This window comes from Candidatus Soleaferrea massiliensis AP7, from assembly GCF_000820765.1.
In the GTDB taxonomy this organism is placed as follows: domain Bacteria; phylum Bacillota; class Clostridia; order Oscillospirales; family Ruminococcaceae; genus Soleaferrea; species Soleaferrea massiliensis.
Map to the genome: position 1 here is coordinate 129034 of NZ_CCYH01000029.1, position 23068 is coordinate 152101.

Below are 23068 nucleotides of genomic sequence, written 5' to 3' on the forward strand. Positions count from 1 at the left end.
AAAATGGCAGATCTAAAAGAAGTCTTTCAGAAATACGGTATTGACTATGAAACCACAATGTCCCGATTTATGGGCAACGAAAAGATATATTTGAAAATACTCTCCATGCTGCCACGGGATGAGAATCTACGTAAACTGGATCAGACATTACAGGCCGGCGACTACCCCGCCGCTTTTGACGCGGCCCATACATTAAAGGGTATGGCCGGCAACCTTGGTCTGACACGGCTTTATCAGGCGATTTGCGCCATCGTAGAGTCTCTGCGCACCGGAGTGCCGGGGGAGGATTGCGCCGTCCTGTTCCAGTCCGTAAAGGAAGAATTTGAACGGGCCGCCGGTCTGGTGGAGCTGCTGAAAGAGGTGGAGTAAAATGGAACTGACCAACGAATTGAGAGCGGTCCTCGACAGCATCCCCAGCGGTCTGTGCATCTACCAGGTACAACAGAGGCGGCTTTACCCGCAGTATCATAATCCCGCCTTTTATAAAGTGCTGGGGTATAACAACACGCATATTGCTCAAGTCAAGGAGCAGGTGACCTTTATCGGCATCCATGAGGACGACCGCGCCGCGCTGCTGGAAACCCTGAACGACCTGCTGAACGGCGGGGAGATGATGCGGCATACCTGCCGGGTTTTCCACGACGGACTGGGAGAATACCGGTGGATCCAAATAGAGGGTTCCCGGAGGGTGCGGCCTGATGGGAACGAGTTCCTGTACGTGGCATACAGTGATGTGACCGAGCAGCGGCGGCTGGAGCAGTACTTTCAAAACACTCTGAAAAACCTCCCCGGCGGCGTGGTGGTGGTCCGCTATGAAACGGACGGGAGTATCATCCCTGAGTATATATCGGAAGGGCTTGCGGCAACCACGGAGATGCCGCTGGAAGAAACCTGGAAGCTGTATCGTGAAGACGCCCTGACAGGGGTCCACCCGGAGGACCTGGAGCGTGTCCAGACGGAACTGGAGAAGTACTTTGCCAGCGGGAAAAGCCACTGGGAGATCGAATACCGGCTTCTGAAGGGCTCAGGGGACTACGTGTGGGTAAAGAATACCCTCTCCCTCATCGAGCACGAGGGCGGAGAGCGGAAAATTTATTCCGTCTACAACGATATGACAAAGGAGCGGGAGGAGCGCGCCCGTGTCCGGCAACAGTACAACGAGCTGCTGCTGCGCCACCATCAGAGGACCGACCCCAACGTGCTGGTGACGGGCCACTGCAATATTACCCAAGACCGGATCATTCAGATCAGCGACCAGACCGGCGTAGGGCTTTTGGAGACCTTCGGCACCGTCCGCGAGGCATTCTTTGACGGTCTTTCCACCCTGGTCGTGGACGGGAAGGAGCAGCGTATTTTCCGTGACACCTACCTGCGAGAACCTTCCCTGGCTGCTTTTCAACGAGGTGAAACCAAGCAGGTAAAGAATTTCTTTGTCCAACTTCCCAATGAGGATACCGGCCGGTATGTGCAAATAGAGATGAATATGGTGTCAACCCCGGACAGCGGCGATGTGACCGGGATTCTTACGGTGATCGATATCACCGAACAGGTCGTTGCCGACCGCATCGTCCATCAGCTCTCCGTCACCGGTTATGACTTTGTAGCGGATTTGAATCTGAAGAGGGACACGTATCTCATACTCTCCCAGGATGAGAAAGCAAACTGTGTCCCCCCGCGCCAGGGCGTCCACTCGGCTTGGGTGACCGGAATGCTGGAATCCAGGGTCGTGCCCCGGGACCGGGAGCAGTACCGGGATTATTTGGACACCCAGCGTATGTTGGCGCTGCTTCAGCATGGACAGGCCTATACGTTTGCGTTCTCAATGGTGGACGATGCGGGCGATGTCCGAGCCAAAAATGTGACTGTCTCCCCCATCGACCTACGGCTGGGCCGTGTGTGCCTGTCCAGGACGGACATCACTGATTCCATCCGGGAGCAGCAGCGGCTGCTCCGGGTAATAGCCTATACCTGTGAGCTGGCCTGCTTCATCGACGCCGTCACGGGGGAGTTTTCTATGTACACCAGGCAGATGGTCCTGGAAAACCTGCCTCCCCACACTGCCCTGGACTATAACGCGGTGCTGGACAACTTAGCGGGGTATTTTGAGACGGCTATGAGCCGCGAGACGGTGAAACGGCAATTTCACCTGCAGACTCTGCTCGGCAGTCTGATGCAAAAGCCCGAGGGCTATGATTTTGTACTGCCCTACCGCGCGCAAGACGGCTTGCGGTACAAGCAGGTCAACGTACTGTGGGGCGATCAGAACCACAAGACGGTCTGTCTGGTGCGCTCCGACGTGACCGATATGCTTGCCACGGAGCGGGCGGCGAAGGCGGAGTTAGAGCGGGCCCTGGAACTGTCCCGGGAAGCCAGCCGGGCCAAGAGCGATTTCCTTTCGGCCATGAGCCACGATATCCGCACGCCCATGAACGCCATCATGGGGATGACTACGCTGGCCAAGGCCAACATCGGCGACACAGGCCGGGTCCTGGACTGCCTGCAAAAAATATCCGTCTCTTCCAATCACCTGCTCAGTTTAATCAACGATATTTTGGATATGAATCGGATTGAACGCGCCCAAATTACGCTGAACCGGGAGAAAATTTATCTGCCGGATCTGGTAAAGCAGATCGGCGCCATCATCGCGCCCCAGGCCGACCGGGCCGGTCTCCAATATGACATACAGCTCAGCGAAATCAAAAATCCCTTTATTTACGGAGACGCCCTGCGCATCAGCCAGATTTTGATCAACATACTGGGCAACGCGGTCAAATTTACGCCGCCGGGCGGTACAGTTCGGCTATCCGTCGAGGAACTTGCCGCACAAGGAGACATGCATTGGGCGCGTTATCGTTTCACCACCAGCGACACAGGGGTCGGAATGGAAAAAGATATTCAGGACCATCTCTTTGAACCCTTTGTCCGCAGCAATGCCGTGTCCCGCGTGGAGGGGTCCGGCCTGGGCCTGAGCATCGTTAAGGGTCTGGTGGACTTGATGGAGGGCGAAATAGAGGTGCAGAGCACGCCGGGGATGGGATCTACCTTTCTGATTGAGTTAACGTGCGAGATCACGCCTGCCGACGAACGGCGGGATACCTCCGAACCTCAGCCGTCGGGTGGTATTGAGGAGGGCCTTTTTGCCGGGCGTCGCTTTTTAATCGCGGAGGACAATGCAATCAACTCGGAGATCATTTGTGAGATCCTGCAGATGTGCGGGGCGGAGACTGTGGTAAGGAGCAATGGAGCTCTGGCTGTGGAGTCGTTTTGCACCGCAGTCCCCGGGACTTACGATGCCATCCTGATGGATATTCAGATGCCGGAGATGGACGGCTATGCGGCCGCACGATTCATACGGTCAAACAAAAGACCCGACGCTAAAACCCTTCCCATTATCGCCATGACCGCAAACGCATTTGAGGAGGATGTTGCGGCGGCACTTGAGGCAGGAATGGATGCACATATTGCAAAGCCTGTAGATATTGGCATACTCTGTTCAACGCTGGGCAAGTTGATGGATACGGAAACACCGACTTTGGATACAGAACACAGCGAGCGTTAATCTGACTAGCGGCGGTCTTTGGATAGGGGAAGCCTTTGAAAATGAGCTGACAAAAATCGCAAAAGACTGCACCCAAAGGAACTACGGATGATTACAGATTTGGCAGTGGCTATGATAGAGCTATGCGAAAAAGAGAATTGATACAAAATAAAAAAGAGCTGTCAGTTCGCAGCTGTGACAGCTCTCAAGGCAAAAGTAATGGGTCCATTCGCTAAAATCATCCCATTACAGAACGCTCTGGCGGAAGAGGTGGGATTCTAACCCACGAGTCACGTTAGGGACTACCGCGTTTCGAGAAAAGAGATCATCCCCCAAAAGGTATATCGCGGTGTTTTAGCTTATTGTGCTGAGCAACTGATGCTGATTCAGCGGGAAATCCGTATGGAAGTGTTTTAGATATGTCGTCGTTGAAGATGTTGGCGGCAAGTGCTAAAACGGAGAATACTGCAGCACGGAGATGAACGGAGACCCGGATCTGCCGTGAAGCCTCATGACCGTTTATCACCGGCATCTGGATATCTACCAGAACCGCGTCGGTACAGCTCGGCTGGAAGACCGTGAACAGGTTCACCGCTTTTTCCCTGTTAGCGGCGCATCCCACCTCGGCGTCGTACATACGCAGCAGATCCGTCACGATTTTCTGGTTAATCGGTTATTCTCCGCCAACGAATACCTCCCAGCCGGCAGCTGTTCCGTATCGGCCTTTTTCTCCTGAACAGGGCGACGTTCCAGGGCGTCCTTAATCATCGCATGAACACAGTATCTGCCGAATCGCTGCTTAAACTGCCCCTATACTATTTAACGGTATAACAAATGGACAGGAAAATAATCATAGGCATATAACAGAAGTTTTAGAACTGCGATATGATCAAAATTCAACGGAATAATTTTACAATTTTAGAACTCTGTATATTTCATATTTCCTCCATATCGATATGGTATTCTGAGACAGGAGGTGTTTCTATGGCGACGCTGCTGATTGTTGAAGACGATAAAAAGACAAACGAGGCCATCTGCGAGTATCTCAGGTCCGCCGGACACAAGACCATTCCGGCCTATGACGGAACAGAGGCGATACAGATTTTTCGAGAAGAGAAGGATGACCTTGCCATTTTGGATATCATGCTCCCCAAAATGACCGGGCTGGCCGTTTTGCACGAAATCCGGCGGGCAAGCCCTCTTCCCGTTCTCATGCTCACCGCGGTTGAAGACGAGTATACCCAGGTGCAAAGCTTTGACGAGGAGGCGGACGATTATATCACCAAGCCCTTCTCTATGGTTCTGCTGGGAAAACGGATCACGGCGCTTCTGCGGCGAAGCGGTCAAAGTATCCTGCCAGCTTTGATGAACTTTGGGGATGTAACCGTGGACTTTTCCGGCTATACGGCCTGGGATCCGAACGGAAAAATTGAATTGACGCCCAAGGAAATCGACTTGCTGCGGCTGTTTGTAGAGCACAAGGGCCTGGTACTCACAAGGAATCAGATTCTGGATGAACTGTGGGGCGACGAAAATCCGATCATCGACCGGACCATTGACACCTATGTCAAAAACCTGCGCAAAAAATGCCGGCTCGATTGCCTTGTCACGGTGAAAGGGATTGGATACAAATATGAGGTGAGAGAATGAAACGGTTGAAGATCTACCCAAAAACATTTTGCTATACCTTGGGGCTGCTGCTGTTTATTGTACTGGTGGCCCACGCGCTGCTGTATTTTCTCACCCCGCAGGTGCCGCTGGAGCTATCGACCAGCCCCGACCCTGGTGATATGATGCTCACCGGAAAATTTAATTTGACGCCGTATATCACGCAGATGATCCAAAGGGTCCTTCCGATTTCGCTCTTCTGCTGCGTCGTGATTTCCGTCCTCTGCTCCCTGTTGTTCTCCAGGCAAATTACGGTTCCGGTCAAACAAATCTCGGCCGTCACCGAGCGGATGGCACAGATGGACAAAACCGCAGCTTGCGAGCTCCATATGAAGGATGAAATCGGCGTGTTAGCCGACAATATCAACGGACTATATCAAAACCTGCTGGCAACCATTGAAAATTTGGAGATTGAAAAACGGCGTGTACGGGAAATGGAACAGTCCAAAATGGATTTCATGCGGGCGGCTTCACACGAACTGAAAACCCCTATCACTGCCCTGAACGCCACACTGGAGAATATGATCCTCGGCATTGGGAAATATCGAGATTTCGACGTCTACCTGCCGGAATGCAAGGAAATGACGGAGCGGCTGGCGGAGATGATTCGGGATATTTTGGAGACCTCAAAGCTGGGTAGCCCGTTGATACATGAGACCCCGGTAGAAACCGATTTGCCATCTCTGCTGACCCCGCTATGCGAACCATATGAGCAGATCGCCAGAGCGCGCGGAACCATTTTCAATTTGGACTTGTCAGGCGGATTTTCTGTCCAACTGCCGCCGCAGACGTTTGGCAAAGCAGTCTCCAACGTTCTCGCCAACGCTGTCGCTTACACGGAAGCGGGCAAGACAATTTCTGTTTATTTTAATCATTCCGCCCTGGTGGTCGAAAACGAATGTACGCCGATTCCGGCCGAATCCCTGCGGCATGTTTTTGAGCCCTTCTACCGGCCCGACTATGCCCGGAACCGCGATGACGGCGGGAACGGGCTGGGACTGTATATCGTCGATACGCTCTTAAAAGCAATGCATCTTTCCTATTCTTTTTGTCCGATTGAGCAGCCGCCTGGCATGCGATTTGAAATTTATTTATAATTGTAAACGTGAAAGCTCTCTGAGAATTCTGAGAGCTTTTTGCATTCCATACCCATTCCATATACGTTTCATACAGCCTCCATACCGGCGTGCTATTCTAATGTTGCAATCAATATGGAGGTGTTCAATATGGGCTTTATCAAACGGGCGTTTTTATACGTCACCAAAAAAAGAGGCAAAAGCGCTCTGCTGTTCATCATTCTGCTGGTGATGGCGACCTTTGTGCTGACAGGGCTTTCCATTGAGAAGGCGACACGGGTCACGCAGGACAATTTGCGTTACGCATTGGGCGGGGAATTTGAGATGGCGCCCGACTACTCGGAAAACAATCCGTATTACAGGATGGAAACCGACGAAGAGGGCAACTTTACCATAGACACCAAGATGCCCGTCACCCAGGAAATCATCGATCAGGTGATGGGAACGGCCGGGATTAAGAGCTATGACGGCATGTCGCAATGCCTTGTCGCCACGAATCTGGACGTCATTCCCGGTACGGTTCCCGTCAAAGACAAATACAGAGACCGGGTGTACGGCCGGTTTGTAACGGGCACGGAAAACAGCAAACTCTTCCGGGATGAGACGCTGAAGCTCGTCGAGGGCAGCCATGTGCCGGCGGACGGCGGGCATGGGGCGGTCATCAGTAAGGCTTTGGCCGAAAAAAACGGCCTGAAAATCGGAGACAGCATCACCTTAACCGTGGATGGCGGCGAAAAAACCGAAATCAAAATCATCGGGCTGTTTGAGGTGGTAAAACAGGAGCAGGCCTATACCAACGTCAACTCCTTTGATAAACTGGAAAACCAAATCTTTTCCGGCATAGAAGCCTATCAGGAGCTGATGTCAGACTCTGCGGCGGGCTACCAAAGCGTCGTATTTGGGGTAAACGACCCGGCGCAGCTCGACGGGATTGTGGCCGGACTCAAGCAGAACGACGCCATCGACTGGCGGGCGTTCAAGGTGGAGACAAACAATAAAACCTACCAGGCGGCCGCCGCACCGCTGGAAAAATTCCAAACCCTGATTACCACCGTTCTCATCCTGATTGTGGCAGTCAGCGCTGTTGTGCTGTCCCTAATCCTGACCATGTGGGCAAAAAACCGCATCCATGAAACGGGTGTGCTGCTCTCCATTGGAATCAAAAAAACTGCGATCATCGGCCAATATCTGGCGGAGGTGCTCCTCATCGCGGTGTTCGCGTTCGGGCTGTCCTTCTTCTCCAGCAACCTCATCGCGGGCCAGATTGGCAACAGCCTGTTACAGGCGCAGGTACAGTCCGAGGAAGAGCAAACCGTACCGCAGGACGATAACGGGCTGCAAATTAAGATGAAGGACGACGCGAATCAGAACGACATTGTTGTCAATGACAATGGCGACGGCGGGGAATCGATACAGAAGAATGCTTCGGTGGAACCGCTCGATGTATCCATCGGACTCGACAATATGGCCGAGCTTTATCTCATCGGTTTCGCCATTATCATTCTTTCGGTCGGCATTTCCTCGGCGTCGGTTATGCGCCTGAAGCCCAGAGAAATTCTATCAAAAATGAGTTGATGAGGGGAGAAATATCAAATGGCTGTTTTAGAAACCAAAGAGGTCTTTTATTCCTACGCGAAGGGAAACAAGGTCTTGTCCGGGGTGAATGCCGTATTTGAAACAGGATTGATGTATGCGATTCTGGGGCCGTCCGGCTCGGGCAAAACGACACTGCTCTCCCTCTTGGGCGGGCTGGACTCCCCGACAAAAGGTGAAATCCTTTTTGACGGAGAAAACATCGCCGGGCATGGTCTGCAATATTACCGGCGCAATCATGTCTCCCTGATTTTTCAGAGCTATAACCTGATCGATTATATGACGCCGGTGGAAAACGTGAAATTGACCGCCCGGCAGGACGCCCTGCCCATTCTGGAGCGGCTGGGACTGACGACGGAGGAGGCGAAGCGCAATGTCCTCAAGCTCTCCGGTGGCCAGCAGCAGCGGGTGGCCATCGCCCGCACGCTGGCATCCGGCGCCCCGTTTATCCTGGCGGACGAGCCCACGGGCAACCTGGACGAGGACACGGCGGCTGAAATCACAGGCATCTTAAAGGAAAGCTCCCATGAACTCGATAAGTGCGTGATCGTTGTGACCCATTCAAATGAACTGGCAAAGCAGGCGGATGTGGTTTTGAAATTGAAGCGCGGCAGCCTGCAGACGGTGAAAACACAGTAGCGATTCGCCGGCATCCAACGCTGATTTCTATAGACGCCGAAAAGCGGAGAGAATGTATGCCTGATACAGACGCAGCGTAGGACAGGACTCCATAGAGAAAATAAATGGATAAACGGCCTGTACTAGTCTCCTGGAGGAGGGACTAATACAGGCCGTTTTAGAGAATTACGCAAGGCAGACCTGTAACTTGCCAATGGATACCGCTCTGCCTTATGTGGATTGGCCCTTTGCAGTATTTTATAAAGAATACAAGCATGGGATTTGCATATGCGGGCTTGCTCTGCTTCCGTGTTTATGGTATTTATGGCACAGCCTGCGGCAGCCCGCCCGAAAAGACAGCAAAAAATATTAAAAGCCCGCCTGTATTCGTTTCCTTGGAAACAAGTGGAGATTGACAAATGGAATCTACTATGGTAGACTGTAATAAAATCTACACTGGTAGTCTAAGGAGGATGTTCTATGGAAATTAAACTGCATGACGCGGAACTGAAAGTGATGGACGTCATCTGGAGCGAGGGAACGGTGAGCGCTAAGCATATTTATGAAACGCTCAAGGAGAGGTTCGGCTACAGCCGCAGCGCCACCTATACCCTGATTAAGCGGTGCATCGACAAGGGTGCCATTGAGCGCATCGAGCCGGGATTCCTGTGCGAGGCGCTGGTACAAAAGGAAGAAGCGCAGGAGCTGGCAACCAGAGAGCTTATCAACAAGCTGTACGACGGCTCAGCAGACAAGCTGGTGGCCTCCATCCTGGGAAAACGGGATTTGCCTCATGAGGAGATTGAGCGCCTGCGAAAAATAGTAAGGGATTGGGAGGAATAGTATGACTCTGTTTTCGGTACAGCTGCGGGCTGCCCTCCTGATCCTGCTGATCGTGGCGCTCCGCTCGCTGTTTCTCTACAAGCTGCCGAAAAAGGTTTTCCTGGGCCTGTGGACGCTGGCGCTGCTCCGGCTGTTTATTCCCTATACCGGAAGTCTGTCGCTGGGATTTTCCATTCCGGGTATTGAGCAGATCTGGCTCGCTTTGCTGCCGGTTTCCAACGGAACGCCCGGCGCTCAGACCATCGACACGGCAAATGCCAGTATGGTGTTTATCACCTATTCGGTTCCAAGCTTCCTGCTATGGATTTGGCTGGCGGGCTGCCTGGCCTTGGCCGTCTGGTTTATCATCGGCCATCTTCACGGCAAGCGGATTTTTCGCTTTGCCTATCCCGCCGAATCAGAGGCTGTAACGCACTGGATGGATGAAAACAAAATTCAAAGAAGGGTTCGGATTTTGGTCTGCCCGGAGCTGTCCTCCGCCTTGACATACGGTATATTCCGGCCCGTCATCCTGTTGCCGGCCACAATGGATTTAAGCGATACCGAACGTCTTCCTCTCATCTTATCCCATGAACTGGAGCATATCCGGCACTTTGATGTTCTGTGGAAATGGACCTCCGCTCTTGCGCTCTGCCTATTCTGGTACAATCCCATGGTTTGGGCCATGCACATCCTGCTGGGCCGGGATTTGGAGCTGCATTGCGATGAGTGCGTGCTGAAAAAGCTGGGCATCACCAAAAAGAGCAAGTCGGAATACGCCATGGCGCTGCTCTCACTCGCTGAAGAAAAGAGCACGTCGTTTTCCATGTTCAGCCATTTCGGCCAAAGCGCCACCGAAGAGCGCATTTTGTCGGTCATGCACAGCCGTTACGCACCGGCCATGTTCATGGGGCTTGCCCTGCTGGGAATCGTGATTTTAGCGCTGCTTAGCTTTCTATCATTTTCCATGGCAGACAGCGTGGCGTTTACACTTCCAATACAGTAAAGGAGCTGAATATATGTATCTGCTGAAAAACGCCCTGAAAAATCTGAGCCGGAATAAGGGGCGCAATATCCTGATCGGCCTGATTACCCTGGCGATTATTCTCGCCGTCTCGGTTTCCATTGTCATCAATACCACAGTGGATTCGATTACCAAAGACTACAAGTCACGGTTCGGCGCAGAGGTGACCCTGTTCCTCGATACGGAGACCGCCAAACAGCACACCGACATCCAATATCCCACAGCACAGCAGCAGATGGAGATCGCCAAATCTGGCCTACTGCAAAAGACGGACTATGCAAGCACCCTCTCCGTGGCGCTTCAAGATTTGGAGGCGATTGGCGGTACAATGGTCGGCGGCAGCGCGGACCTTTCCGGCGCGGACGACATATCGCCGGGCGCGAGGGTTAAAGCGACCTCTAACCCCAATATCAGCGAGGATTTTGCAAACGGCAGCCGCTCGATTGCAGAGGGGCGGGCTTTTAAAGAGCCAAACGAGTGTCTGATCAGCGAGGAGCTCGCAAAGCTCAACGGTCTGTCCGTCGGGGATCAAATTACCGTCACGAACACCATGAAAGACGCGCTCATGCCCCACACCTTTACTGTCTGTGGGATTTACCGGGATAACCTTCCGGAGGAAAACACCGGCTTCAATGTTCCACAGCTCAACCGGGGCAATGAGATTCTCACAGACTTGGACACCGCTTTGGGGATGGAGATGTACGGAGCGCGGGGCGTCCTGAACGCCACCTATTTTCTGAAAGACCCTGGTATGCTGGAGGCATTTCAGAGGGAAGCGGCGGAGAAAGGCCTGGCGCCCTACTACCGCGCCACCACCGACGAGGACGCCTACAACAAAATTGTCGGCCCGGTGGAGGGCATCTCCAAAATCGTGACCATCTTTCTGGTGATGGTTTTGATTTTCGGCGGAGTCATCCTGCTGTTCCTCTCGGTGATGGCTGTCCGGGAGCGGGGGTATGAAATCGGCGTGCTGCGTGCCATGGGGATGAAGCGGGGCAAGGTAATCGTGGGCATGATCTGCGAATCCCTGATGATCGCCCTTCTCTGCCTGACCATCGGTCTGGCGCTCTCCACCACGCTCTCCCAGCCCATTGCGGATACGCTGCTTCAGGATCAAACCCGCATTGCTGAGGAGCAGCGGCAAAACAGCGGAACCATGGAGCTTATCCCCGGCGCGCAGGAGAAAAACACGATTTCTGAGATTTCGGTGCGGCTGACCCCACAGGCTATCGGGCAAATCGGCGGTTTGGCGCTGGTGCTGGTTTTGATCTCTTCCTCGGCGGGAATTCTCTACATCACAAGATTTGAGCCAATGAAAATCCTTTCGGAAAGGGGCTAACCATGAGTATTTTATCGCTGCAGAACGTGACCTATCAGTATGAGGGCACGAAGAAATCAGTTTTGAAGGACATCGACGCCGAATTCGAAACCGGCGCGCTCTACGGGATTATGGGAAAATCCGGGGCGGGCAAGAGCACGCTGCTCTCCCTGATTTCCGGTTTGGATCTTGCAACCAGTGGTCTCGTATCCTATGGCGGCAAGGATATGCGCCGTCTTGACCGCGACCGCTGCCGCGCAAAAGACATCGGCGTGATCTTTCAGGGATACAACCTGCTTACCAACGCCACGGCGGTCGAGAATATCGAGCTTTCCATGCATATCTCAAAGGCAAAGATGAAAAATAAGCGCAAAGCCGCCTACGCTATGCTGGAGCGGGTGGGGATTGACCGGGAAACCGCCGATAGGAAGGTCCTCAAGCTGTCGGGCGGAGAGCAGCAGCGGGTGGGGATCGCCAGGGCGCTTTCCCATGATCCGGCGCTCATCATCGCGGACGAGCCCACCGGCAATCTGGACGGCGACACCGAAGAGAACATCATGGGAATCCTCCGGGACATTGCCCATGAGCAGGGCAAGTGCGTCATCATCGTCACCCATTCTGACAAGGTGGCCGCGCACTGTGATGTCGTACATCATCTGGAAAAGGGTAAGCTGAGGGTTGTCGGCCAATAATAGCTTGGAGGATTATATGAAAAGGAGAAAACTAACATGGAAAACAAACAACCATCTGTAATGGATTTACTGATTGAAACGCACGCGGAGTTGGAACGGCAGGGGCCTGGCAGCCCGGAGATGACATGTAAGGCATTGGGCTTTCTTGATCATTTAGATCAAATCTCGCGCACAGCGGATTTAGGCTGTGGAAGCGGTGGGCAAACCATGGTGCTCGCGCAGCATCTGGCTGGAACCATCACCGGCTTAGACCTGTTTCCCGACTTCATCCATGTGCTGAATGAGAACGTGCAAAAGCGGAACGTTGAGGAACGAGTAAGGGGCGTTGTCGGCTCAATGGATGATTTGCCCTTTGAGAAAGAGACTTTTGATCTCATTTGGTCGGAGGGCGCGATAGACAACATCGGTTTTGAAAAAGGGCTTGCCCATTGGCACGGCTTTCTCAAAAAGAACGGCTATGTCGTCGTGACTTGCCCCTCATGGCTTACGAATGAGCGGCCGGCCGTCATTGAAAAATTCTGGTCCGATGCCGGAAGCGGCCTGGACGCGGTCGGGCATAACATTGAAGTCCTGCAAAAATGCGGCTATCAGTTTATCGCTTCCTTTGCGCTGCCGGAAACATGCTGGACGGACAATTACTTCATTCCACGCGAAGCGGCGCTCAAAGGGCTTCTCAAAAAATATCCCGGAAATGAAACCGTGGAAGCGTTTGTCGCGGAGAACCGGTATGAGGTGGAACTGTATGCAAAGTACAAACAGTATTATGGATACATCTTCTATATTGGCAGGAAAATGTAGGGCAAGAGAGATTCCTTATGAAAATTGAGACATGCATATATGTTCTTTCCCATTAGAAAACCAGAAACAAATCTCTTCCGCGTTCCTTTTGAAAACAGGTATCCGGCCTAATCAGAATATGAAGGATATTGATTGCATTGAAAACGTCAAACAGCTGTTTTTGGAAATGCACCCTTTTTAGAAAGGGGAAGAGCATATTGCGTCAAAACGGCCGCAAAGCCATAGAAATAGCCGGAGGTGCAAAGAGACGGCGGGAGCTTCGGTAACCGCCGTTTTTCTCACGGATTCCCTTACAATCGCGGTTGCCGCAGACTGAAAAATTTTTTTCAATTCTGGAGATATATGCCAGTCTGTCATATCCAGTGTATGACAGAAATCCATAAGAAAACGAACAAGCGGCCTGCACCGTCAAACGTGTGCAGGCCTTTCTTGCGTTTTTTAACGGTTCATGCCGCTATGTTCTGAGACTTTTGGGAGTTTGGCAGCAGAAAAACAGCTGTGTCCAATCCTCCTTTTCCAAGACGAAAGGCAAGCAGACTATCTAGGAATATGCACCAGCTAACCGGGGAGTTCTACACCGCAGGTATGATTCTGGGCCACAGCCTGAAGGGTACGGGCTTCCAGTTTGGAATATTTACCAACCTGGAAGTCAGACCGCGCAGTATGAGATATAAGATTGGAACGCAAAAAATTTGTGCTGGACGCCTACCACAATGCGCTGTTCCGAAAGTAGAAATCGATAAAAACATTGAAAATTAGCAGAGTACAGAATGAATATTCGCAGATGACTTTGGCAACTTACAAATTTTGTTACCATTTATTATCATCAAAATGTCACCAGAGAATCCAGCCAGAATGCATAGGATGAATGAAGAGAGAAAAGACGTGGTGACAATGTCACCACGTCTTTGTCACCATTTCGATGAAAGCGTGAGAATTGAATGAAAGAAGGCAAAGAAAAAACCCGCGCAAACCTAGTGTTTGTGCGGGCTTTTGTCTAATAGCGGTAATATTGATACAAATTATCGTTTGCCCCTGCTGAAACCGCATCGGCTGCATTCCATTTTTAGTGGTTGATAAATCATAAGAGGGTTGCACTTTTTCGCGAATAAATTATTATAATAATTTTGTATGCAATTTCACATTGACAAAATTTGATTTGATGCATATACTAATAACATATCAAATATTTTTGATATGAGGTGATAAATTGGCTACGATATATGAAGAACATGCAAAAGTGTTCAAGGCGTTCTGCGACGAAAAGCGCCTACGGATACTTGAACTGCTGCGTGGCGGTGAAAAATGCGCCTGTGTTTTACTGGAACAGTTAGACTTGGGTCAGTCGGGGCTTTCCTACCACATGAAAATTCTGGTTGAGTCGGGTGTAGTGGAAAGCCGACAGGAAGGCAAATGGACGCACTACAAAATCAGTGAAGAGGGCTGCTCTTATGCTGGTATTCTGCTGAAAGATCTGACAACGCCGGACACGCATATAGAAGAAAATAATTGTTGTAAATGATAGAGGCCATCTGACGATGGCTTTTAACAGGCAGAATACATCAAAATTTTTTGATATGATTGTCCGTTTTCAGAAAGAGGGGTTATTTGATGCAAGTATTAAAAGCTATCTGGGATTTTTTCCAAAACCAAATTCTCGGCATGAAATGGTTAAATGAATTAATTGGAAGCGTATTATCTGTTTTTGGGCTTGACACCTCGAATCGTTTGATTGGGAGTATTCAGTTTTTCATTTACGACGTTGTAAAAATTATAGTATTGTTATGCTTCCTCATTTTTATTATCAGCTATATCCAAAGCTACTTCCCCCCGGAACGCAGCAAAAAAATATTAGGACGGTTTCACGGTATTGGGGCAAACTCTGCCGCGGCACTTCTTGGTACGGTAACGCCATTTTGCTCCTGTTCATCCATTCCGCTATTTATAGGCTTTACATCCGCTGGTTTGCCGCTCGGAGTAACTTTTTCATTTTTGATTTCCTCGCCAATGGTAGACCTCGGCTCTCTTGTCCTGCTAATGAGTATATTTGGTGCAAAAGTCGCCGTTTTATATGTAATTTTCGGCTTGATAATTGCTGTGATCGGAGGCACCTTAATTGAAAAATCGCACATGGAGAAGCATGTTGAAAGCTTTATCCTGACAGCCAGAAGCGTTGATATCGAATCTCCCGATCTCACAAAAAAAGATCGTTTGATTTATGCAAAGGAACAGACACTGTCCACCTTTAAAAAGGTTTTCCCATACATACTGATCGGCGTGGGCATAGGTGCAATAATTCATAACTGGATACCAGAGTCATGGGTGGTATCCCTGCTTGGAAGCAATAACCCCTTCGGCGTAATCTTAGCGACACTTATAGGCATACCGATGTATGCCGATATCTTTGGCACAATTCCGATTGCTGAAGCTCTGCTTTTTAAAGGAGCTCAGCTGGGTACTGTGTTGTCTTTTATGATGGCGGTTACCACACTGTCATTGCCATCCATGATTATGCTCCGCAAAGCGGTTAAGCCAAAACTGCTGGCGCTATTCATTGCTATTTGTACGATTGGAATTATAATTGTCGGATATTTATTCAACGCTTTACAGGCGCTGATAATATAGGAGGAAAAAATTATGGCAAAGACATGGTATCCTGTTATTGATTATCTTACATGTGTTGGGTGCGGCACCTGTGTGGCAAAGTGTCCCCACGGAGTATATGACACAGATAAGGCGCCCTCTCCTGTCGTAAAAAATCCAGAATCCTGCATCGACCACTGCCACGGCTGCGGAAACCGCTGTCCAGTCGGAGCAATTACCTATGTTGGCGATGACACCGGTTGGACGCCGCCGAATGGAGAGCAAACAACGGAAGAACCTTGCTGTTCCTGCGGATGTGAATCGGCTTCTGAAAAGAAAGTTGTTGTTGAGTATATCTATCTTGACCTTCAAACCTGTGACCGTTGCATCGGGACAGACAACGTTCTTGACGAAGTAATGCTAACGCTCACCCCCGCCCTGAAGCTTGCCGGATGTGAGGTTGAGTATAACAAAGTAAAAATGGAAACAGCGGAGCTTGCCAAGCAGTATCAATTCCTGTCATCTCCTACAATCCGCGTAAACGGGCGAGACATTTGCCAAGCTGTTTCAGAAAACAGCTGTGGTTGCTGCAGCGAAATTAGCGGACGCGATGTTGACTGCCGGGTATTTGAATACAATGGGCAAAGCTACGAAGTTCCCCCAAAAGAAATGCTTGCTGAAGCTATCCTTCAGGTTGTATTTGGGCAGTCTGAGCCTGGCTGCTCCTGCAGCGGTTATGAACTGCCGGAGAATTTGAAGACCTTTTATGAAGGAAAGAAAAGCAAATCGGGATGCTCTTGCGGGGGCAGCTGTTGCTAAACAATAACATTAACTTATAAAGGAGAGTATGAATATGTCACTATTCGGAAAGAAAAAGGAAGAAAAAACCTCCTGCTGCTGTGGAGGAAACTGCGATGCTGAAAGCATGGCAAAGGCAGAGAGTGCTAAAAGCGAAGGCGCGAGCGTGAAGGTGCTTGGAAGCGGATGCGCAAAATGCAATCAGCTTGAAGCGGCTACAAAAGCAGCTCTTCAGCAGCTCGGAATGGATACAGCCATTGACCATGTAACCGATTTCTCACAGATCGCAGCCTATGGCGTCATGACGACGCCCGCTCTTGTCATAGATGGGAAAGTGGTTTCTTATGGCAAAGTCCTTAAGACCGAGGAAGTCGTTAAGATTTTGCAAAAAGTCAGATGATATTTCAGATATTAGCCAAAAAGCGCTGTATGCCCCTGTAATTTTAGGGCTATACAGTGCTGTATATATTACATAAATCAACCGGGTATCGGTGTTTATAGTTATTTCAGAAGCAAGCACACATTAAATATTTATAAAAGCTCAATTGATTTAGAATCGTATCGTATCAGACCGTCCTTTTTCATTTTTGCCAGTTCCCTTGATAATGAAGTGCGCTGTACGCCGATTTTTTCTGCCAATGCTTTTTTAGTTATACTAAGCTTAATAAGATTCGAGTTTTGCTTTTTTCGTTCATAATTTAGATAACTCATGATGCTTTCTCGTATTGTTTTATTGACATAGTGTTTTATTCTATCACCGAGAATCGTTGCGTGATCTGATATAAATTCGAGATAGCATCTTAAAAATTCATGGTTGTCAGAGAAAAGCTCGAATAATCGTTCTTTATTGATCTCCAAAATCACGGTTGGTTGTTTTGCTGTAATGGTCATAGGGTAATTCGGGTTTTTTGAAAACAGCAGATTACCCCCCAGGATTTCGTTTCCGAAGAATTCCGCTATTGTCATGAGATTTCCTGATTCGTCAATGCGTTCAATGACAACCTTTCCGGTAAGAATAATTTCCAGCTTAGAACATCTTTCTCCAACAAAATGTACAATGTTGTTTTTATTATAAGTGCTTATTTTGAAGCTCCTATCCTTTAGATAGGAATTAACTTCCTCAGGGGATATAGAACTTAAGAGAATGCTTTTTCCCACAAGACTCACATATTTATTCACAATTATATGCCCTCCCCTTAAAAAGGTGTTACATTGGTAACACCTTTTTACTTATTATATCAGTATACTTGAAACATATCAAGGAGAGGAGGACATTTATGGACATATTTACAATCCTATTCTGGGTCATCGCAATTGTTCTTACCATCATATCCTTTGTAAAAAACAAGAAGAAAACCCTTGCCGCAATGAAGAAATCAAAGGGTATGATGGGAAATATGATGAGCGAAATCATCGCCATCATATTTTTAATTGGACTTGTTCTAACCTTTATACCGCCAGAGACGATTAAGTCAGTTCTCGGTTCGGCAAACACTTATGTTTCGACTGTCGTAGCGGCACTTGTTGGGAGCATCACTCTCATCCCTGCCTTTGTAGCGTTTCCGTTGGTCGGTTCTTTAGTTGATGCAGGAGCCAGCATTGTTCCGGCGGTTGCATTTCTTACGACACTTACGATGGTGGGCATTGTTACATTTCCACTTGAAAAGAAAGAGTTCGGAACAAAATTCACTCTGACAAGAAATGCTTTGAGTTTTGGCTTTGCTGTTGTAATTGCATTAACTATGGGGGTGATTCTATGAAAGCCGTTACAATCATCAAAAAGAACAAGTTGCTTTTCCTTGTCGCTTTGGCATACGCAGTTATATTTATTGTTTCGCCCGAAAAGGCAACAAAGTCAGTCGGAAACAGCGTATATTATCTGATCGAGATGCTTCAGGTACTCCCGGTTATCTTCCTGCTCACCGTTGTGATTGAAGCATTAGTTCCAAAAGAGCTTATCATGCGGGGTTTCGGAGAAAAGTCTGGCTTCAAAGGAAATCTGCTTGCGTTGTTGCTTGGTAGCATATCAGCAGGCCCTGTTTATGCCGCGTTCCCCATTAGTAAATCTTTACTTGGAAAAGGTGCGAGCATATCCAATATTGTTATTATTTTAAGTTCATGGGCAGTTATTAAAGTGCCTATGTTGGCCAACGAAGCTAAATTTCTTGGTGTGAATTTCATGGCAATTAGATGGATGCTTACCGTCATCGCCATATTTATTATGGCATATATCATGGGATCTTTTGTGAAAAAGAAAGATCTGCCCACCGAGGCGAGCCAGCAGGGGGTGCTTGAAATAAAAGAGGAATACTGCGTCGGCTGCGGGCTATGTGAAAAGCTACTTCCTGATTATTATGAGATGAAAGACAATAAAGCTGTTGTCAAAATGATGCCCGAAGGAAAAGAAGTAGCACAGATTGTTCGGGAATCAGTAGACAAATGCCCTTCGAAAGCTATTGCCTTTAATATGGAGGGAAATGCATCATGAAGTATATCGTTACGGCAATCAGACTGTTATTCTTGGCAATATTTCTATTTCTGATTGCAAACGGGAATATGATGCTGTGGCTTGCTCTATTTGTCCTTAGCCTTGTAGTAACATTCTTCTTCGGCAGAGTTTATTGTGGATATGCGTGTCCCATGAATACTGTGATGAACTCTACAGAATGGCTCTCAAAGAAGTTGAAAATCCAAACCAATCATACTCCGAAATGGCTAAAAAGCGGAATATTTGCTTGGATATTCCTAATTGTTAGCGTGGTAGCCATGCTTTTATCAAAGAAGCTGTTACATACCAATCTGCCCATCTTGCTTATATGGCTGGTTGTCTCCATGTTAATTACGCTCAGGTATAGACCAGCTGTGTTTCACAACCTAATATGTCCATTCGGCGTATTGCAAAGAGTGGCCGGAAAGTTTTCCGTACTAAAGAAAAGCGTTGACAAAACCTCCTGTGTCGGATGTAAACTGTGTGAAAAGGTTTGTCCCACTGAGGCCATTGCAGTGCAAAACGAGGATAGAAAGGCAGTCATTAACCGAAAACTATGCATTCAATGCACAAATTGTCAGCAGGCCTGTCCCAAAGGGGCTATTCATTACATGAAATAGACCAGCGTTTTATCTTGGTTTGTTGTAAATGCAACAGAATAAGAATGGGATAGTATGGTAGAATAAATCTATGAGACAAAAGTCTTTCTTTTATGGGATAATATATAGCAAGGAGGTTCTGTATTATGGTTGAACAAATATTCAAGTTAGCCCGAGGAAATGAAAAGGCTGTAGAAAGAGTTATTTCCGATGAAAACGTTCATTATCTTCACATGGTGTTTAATAAGGATGAAGGTCTTCCCGAACACTTTTCCAATTCGAACGTGTATATGACCGTTATAAGGGGTAAACTTTCCATTGGACTGAATGATCAGGAGATTCATGAATACGATGCCGGAACATTATTGAAAATCCCGTTTAATACAAAAATGAATGTCAAGAACTTAAATTCGGATACATTGGAATTGATAATTGTAAAAGCCCCGGCTCCGAAAAGCTGAGATATCCAATTAATAATATCAACGGCGTACACAAAAACCCCGCAGGATGGTTCAAACAAACCATCCTGCGGGGTTTGGTATGTCTCTTATACTTGTACTTTAAGTTCCATGCCGTTTTTGAATAAAAATGTGAGGATGCCAGTCGAAGCCACCATAACTGTATCTACGGTGGCATACCATAATTCCTGATCGAAAGCCTCGACAATGCTGTCCCGCTGACGAAGGTCAGCGAGGAACAGCGATATGCTTTCACGCTTGACCCCACGTGCCTGCTTTTCATCCGAAATGGCATCCAGTCGGTTCTTGGCCGTTTCATACCGCGCAACTAATCCGTTATAACGTTCCTGGTATTCGTCCTGATCCATCGCGGAATGGGCGTTTTCTTCCACGCATCTGCGGATAAGCTCCATGACCACCGCACATTCATCTCGCAACTTTGCGCTTTCCTTATCCAGCGCGGCGGTATCCATAAGAACCCCGATGATCGCCTCGAAATCCTCGATGATCCGGGCTTTGTCCTCAACGACCCGGTTGAATGCCTCGACGAATGCCCGCTGCAACGCTTCCTCCGAAAGATGGGGCGTTTTACAGCGCGTCCCGTTTTTGAACTTGTTATTGCATTGCCAGACGGTACGTCGGTATTTATCCGTGGAATGCCACACCTTGGAGCCATAAAAGCCACCGCACTCACCGCAGACGATTTTACTTGAAAAACCGACCACACCACTTTGCCGCCGCCCCATAGGCTTGCGCCTCTTGATTTCAGCCTGCACCATATCGAAAACCTCCGGCTCTATGATGGCCGAGTGCGAATTCTCAACGTAATATTGCGGAACCTCACCCTCATTGACTTTAGTCTTTTTAGTGAGAAAATCCACCGTGAAGCGCTTCTGTAAAACTGCGTCGCCCTTATACTTCTCGTTCTGCAGGATACTCAGAATTGTCGAGACATTCCATTTTTGCTTACCTCCCGGGGTGGGGATGCCCTTTTCCGTCAAATGCCGTGCTATGAAATTCTGCGTTTTTCCCTGTAAGTACAGCTTATATATCAACCTGACTATTTCGGCCTCCGACTCCACAATCTTCGGTAACCCGTCCGCCCCCTTTTCGTATCCAAGGAACTGTTTGTAGGGCAGGCTCACCTTACCATCCGCAAATCGCTTCCGCTGTCCCCATGTGACGTTTTCCGAAATGCTGCGGCTTTCTTCCTGCGCCAGTGAACTCATGATGGTAATGAGCAACTCGCCCTTGCTGTCCAGCGTGTAGATGTTTTCTTTCTCGAAATAAACCTCCACGCCTTTTTCCTTGAGTTGGCGCACCGTAGTCAGGGTATCCACCGTATTTCGGGCGAACCGGCTAACCGATTTGGTGAGGATCAGGTCGATTTTTCCGTCGAGAGCGTCCTGTATCATGCGCTTAAAACCGTCGCGCTTCTTCGTGTTGGTGCCCGAAATACCCTCGTCCGTGTAAACCTCCACGAACTCCCAATCGCTGTTTGACTTTATATGCTGGGTATAGTAATCGATCTGTGCCTCATAGCTCGTTTGCTGTTCTTCGTCGTTGGTCGATACCCGCGCATAAGCGGCCACGCGCTTTTTAACATGCATGCGCAATATGTTATTTTGAAGGCGGGTAATGGTTGGCGGTATCACTGTCACCGCCCGTGCCGTACTCATTCGCGGTTCCTCCTTTTCAGGTTTTCAATCTGCTGCTCCCGCGCCGCCTGACGCATCGCGTCATCCCAACTGTCCCTGCGGGATTTATCCTGCCATATCTTTTCCACCCTGCGCCCATCGCGGAAAATAAAAAGGAGCCGGTTGTTTTCCGGCACCTGAATCTCTGAAACCCGCTCGGCAAAAATCTCCGCGTCGAACACTTGAATTCCGAGCACCTCCGCCGTAACAGTATACAGAGTATCCTCGGGAATTTGTTTTGCGGGACAGGTCGCTTTTCCTTCCTGCAGGTAAGTGGAGCAATTCCAATAAAAATTATCGTTTGCGGTTTTGCGCTTATAGTTCTTACCGCAATTGACGCACAGGATTTTCCCGCTGAACGGGTAACGATTCGGCGTATCACTCTTTGTCCGAAAGCGCTGCCTGCGCTGTTCCATAATGGCCTGCGCCTTTTCAAAGGTATCCGCATCGATGATAGCGGGGTGGGTGCCTTCCGCGAAATACATGGGGAGAACTCCTTTGTTCCAGACTTCTTTTTTAGTCAGATGGTCTGTTACATACTTTTTCTGCAGAAGCGCATTCCCAGCATATTTCTCGTTCTTAACGATGGCCACCACGCGTTCACTGTCCCATGTGCCGCCGCGCAGGGCGGGAATATCCATTGCCCTGAGTTTTTGGGCGATTTTACTGCCGCCCATGCCGCCGATATAATCGTCAAAAATCATGCGGACGATGGCGGCTTCCTTTTCATATACCTTCACGTCGCCCTTCACGATGCGATAACCGAATATGAACCGCAGGCTGACCAGCTCGCCGTTTTTAAACCGCTTCCGGATACGCCATTTGCAGTTTTCGGAAACCGACCGGCTTTCTTCCTGCGCATATGAAGCGAGGATGGTGAGCATTACCTCGCCATCCCCGCTGATCGAGTGAATGTTCTCTTTTTCAAAATACACGTCGACGCCGAGCAACTTCAGTTCCCGCACCGCCTCCAACATGGTCACCGTGTTTCTCGCAAATCGTGCGATGGATTTGGTGATGACCATATCGATCAGCCCGTTTCTACAGTCGTTCATCAACCGCTGAAATTCCGGCCTTTCGTCTTTAGTGCCGGTGAGCGCCTCATCAGCATATACGCCGACATATTCCCAATCGCGCCGTTTTTGGATCATTGCGCTGTAATAACTGATTTGCGCGGATAACGAATGGAGCATAGCGTCCTTGCCGCTGGAAACCCGGGCGTAAGCCGCCACGCACTTTCGCGCTGGTATTTGCGGTGCCGAAGGTTCGAGTTTCGTGATGCTTCGCATAAAAATCCC

The 23068-nt window shown here is 49.2% G+C and carries 23 protein-coding genes; 19 read left to right on the forward strand and 4 right to left on the reverse strand.

The window, feature by feature from the left end:
- The first annotated feature begins 3 nt into the window (after positions 1-3).
- Both BN348_RS07095 and BN348_RS07100 read left to right on the forward strand, forming a co-directional pair.
- Positions 4-369 carry an Hpt domain-containing protein gene (locus tag BN348_RS07095; RefSeq protein WP_040197143.1) on the forward strand — a complete coding sequence of 122 codons (366 nt, stop codon included), beginning with the start codon at positions 4-6 and terminating at the stop codon, positions 367-369.
- A 19-nt stretch (positions 370-388) separates the two neighbouring features.
- Positions 389-3559 (forward strand): PAS domain-containing hybrid sensor histidine kinase/response regulator, encoded by a 3171-nt coding sequence (locus BN348_RS07100; RefSeq protein WP_242844320.1) that lies wholly within the window; start codon positions 389-391, stop codon positions 3557-3559.
- Positions 3560-3863: 304 nt separating this feature from the next.
- Here the strand turns inward: BN348_RS07100 and BN348_RS07105 are convergent, their stop codons facing one another.
- Positions 3864-4208 carry a response regulator gene (locus BN348_RS07105; protein WP_320408671.1) on the reverse strand — a complete coding sequence of 115 codons (345 nt, stop codon included), beginning with the start codon at positions 4206-4208 and terminating at the stop codon, positions 3864-3866.
- Between the two features lie 314 nt (positions 4209-4522).
- On the opposite strand from BN348_RS07105, the gene BN348_RS07110 reads away from it, so the two are divergent.
- The 13 genes from BN348_RS07110 (at position 4523) to BN348_RS07170 (ending at position 16928) form a co-directional block, all read left to right on the forward strand.
- Positions 4523-5188 (forward strand): response regulator transcription factor, encoded by a 666-nt coding sequence (locus BN348_RS07110; protein WP_040197145.1) that lies wholly within the window; start codon positions 4523-4525, stop codon positions 5186-5188.
- Entirely contained in the window at positions 5185-6303 is a 1119-nt protein-coding gene (locus BN348_RS07115) for a sensor histidine kinase (RefSeq protein WP_040197147.1), read from the forward strand. The genes BN348_RS07110 and BN348_RS07115 overlap by 4 nt, the downstream gene beginning before the upstream one ends.
- A 129-nt stretch (positions 6304-6432) precedes the next feature.
- Positions 6433-7857, forward strand: coding sequence for an ABC transporter permease (locus tag BN348_RS07120; RefSeq protein WP_040197148.1), 1425 nt, complete (start codon positions 6433-6435; stop codon positions 7855-7857).
- Between the two features lie 18 nt (positions 7858-7875).
- Positions 7876-8514: an ATP-binding cassette domain-containing protein gene (locus tag BN348_RS07125; RefSeq protein WP_040197149.1), complete on the forward strand. Its 639-nt coding sequence runs from the start codon at positions 7876-7878 to the stop codon at positions 8512-8514.
- A gap of 459 nt (positions 8515-8973) precedes the next feature.
- Positions 8974-9336 (forward strand): BlaI/MecI/CopY family transcriptional regulator, encoded by a 363-nt coding sequence (locus tag BN348_RS07130; protein ID WP_040197150.1) that lies wholly within the window; start codon positions 8974-8976, stop codon positions 9334-9336.
- Position 9337: 1 nt separating this feature from the next.
- Positions 9338-10321, forward strand: coding sequence for a M56 family metallopeptidase (locus tag BN348_RS07135; protein WP_040197151.1), 984 nt, complete (start codon positions 9338-9340; stop codon positions 10319-10321).
- Positions 10322-10334: 13 nt separating this feature from the next.
- Complete coding sequence (locus tag BN348_RS07140) at positions 10335-11678, forward strand: ABC transporter permease (protein ID WP_040197152.1); 1344 nt, start codon at positions 10335-10337, stop codon at positions 11676-11678.
- A gap of 2 nt (positions 11679-11680) precedes the next feature.
- Entirely contained in the window at positions 11681-12349 is a 669-nt protein-coding gene (locus tag BN348_RS07145; RefSeq protein WP_040197153.1) for an ABC transporter ATP-binding protein, read from the forward strand.
- Between the two features lie 36 nt (positions 12350-12385).
- Positions 12386-13147: a class I SAM-dependent methyltransferase gene (locus BN348_RS07150; protein WP_040197154.1), complete on the forward strand. Its 762-nt coding sequence runs from the start codon at positions 12386-12388 to the stop codon at positions 13145-13147.
- Between the two features lie 1210 nt (positions 13148-14357).
- Positions 14358-14669: an ArsR/SmtB family transcription factor gene (locus BN348_RS07160; RefSeq protein ID WP_040197156.1), complete on the forward strand. Its 312-nt coding sequence runs from the start codon at positions 14358-14360 to the stop codon at positions 14667-14669.
- 89 nt (positions 14670-14758) lie between these two features.
- Positions 14759-15772 (forward strand): permease, encoded by a 1014-nt coding sequence (locus BN348_RS07165; protein WP_040197157.1) that lies wholly within the window; start codon positions 14759-14761, stop codon positions 15770-15772.
- 12 nt (positions 15773-15784) lie between these two features.
- Entirely contained in the window at positions 15785-16549 is a 765-nt protein-coding gene (locus tag BN348_RS13580) for a DUF2703 domain-containing protein (RefSeq protein ID WP_082020846.1), read from the forward strand.
- A 34-nt stretch (positions 16550-16583) separates the two neighbouring features.
- A complete protein-coding gene (locus BN348_RS07170; protein ID WP_040197158.1) occupies positions 16584-16928 on the forward strand; it encodes a thioredoxin family protein in 345 nt (114 codons plus the stop codon).
- A 131-nt stretch (positions 16929-17059) separates the two neighbouring features.
- Here the strand turns inward: BN348_RS07170 and BN348_RS07175 are convergent, their stop codons facing one another.
- Complete coding sequence (locus BN348_RS07175) at positions 17060-17707, reverse strand: Crp/Fnr family transcriptional regulator (RefSeq protein WP_052446796.1); 648 nt, start codon at positions 17705-17707, stop codon at positions 17060-17062.
- A 98-nt stretch (positions 17708-17805) separates the two neighbouring features.
- On the opposite strand from BN348_RS07175, the gene BN348_RS07180 reads away from it, so the two are divergent.
- The 4 genes from BN348_RS07180 to BN348_RS07195 all read left to right on the forward strand — a co-directional run bounded on the left by BN348_RS07180 (position 17806) and on the right by BN348_RS07195 (position 20076).
- Entirely contained in the window at positions 17806-18288 is a 483-nt protein-coding gene (locus BN348_RS07180; RefSeq protein ID WP_040197160.1) for a permease, read from the forward strand.
- On the forward strand, positions 18285-19016 hold the full coding sequence (locus BN348_RS07185) for a permease (protein ID WP_040197161.1): 732 nt from the start codon (positions 18285-18287) through the stop codon (positions 19014-19016). Before BN348_RS07180 ends, BN348_RS07185 begins: the two co-directional genes overlap by 4 nt.
- A 71-nt stretch (positions 19017-19087) precedes the next feature.
- Positions 19088-19636, forward strand: a complete 549-nt coding sequence (locus BN348_RS14420) for a 4Fe-4S binding protein (RefSeq protein ID WP_420885258.1) — start codon at positions 19088-19090, stop codon at positions 19634-19636.
- 125 nt (positions 19637-19761) lie between these two features.
- Positions 19762-20076: a cupin domain-containing protein gene (locus BN348_RS07195; protein ID WP_040197163.1), complete on the forward strand. Its 315-nt coding sequence runs from the start codon at positions 19762-19764 to the stop codon at positions 20074-20076.
- A gap of 86 nt (positions 20077-20162) precedes the next feature.
- Here the strand turns inward: BN348_RS07195 and BN348_RS07200 are convergent, their stop codons facing one another.
- Together BN348_RS07200 and BN348_RS07205 are read right to left on the reverse strand one after the other, a co-directional pair.
- Positions 20163-21752, reverse strand: coding sequence for a recombinase family protein (locus tag BN348_RS07200; protein ID WP_040197164.1), 1590 nt, complete (start codon positions 21750-21752; stop codon positions 20163-20165).
- Positions 21749-23059: a recombinase family protein gene (locus BN348_RS07205; protein WP_040197165.1), complete on the reverse strand. Its 1311-nt coding sequence runs from the start codon at positions 23057-23059 to the stop codon at positions 21749-21751. The genes BN348_RS07200 and BN348_RS07205 overlap by 4 nt, the downstream gene beginning before the upstream one ends.
- Between the last annotated feature and the right edge of the window lie 9 nt (positions 23060-23068).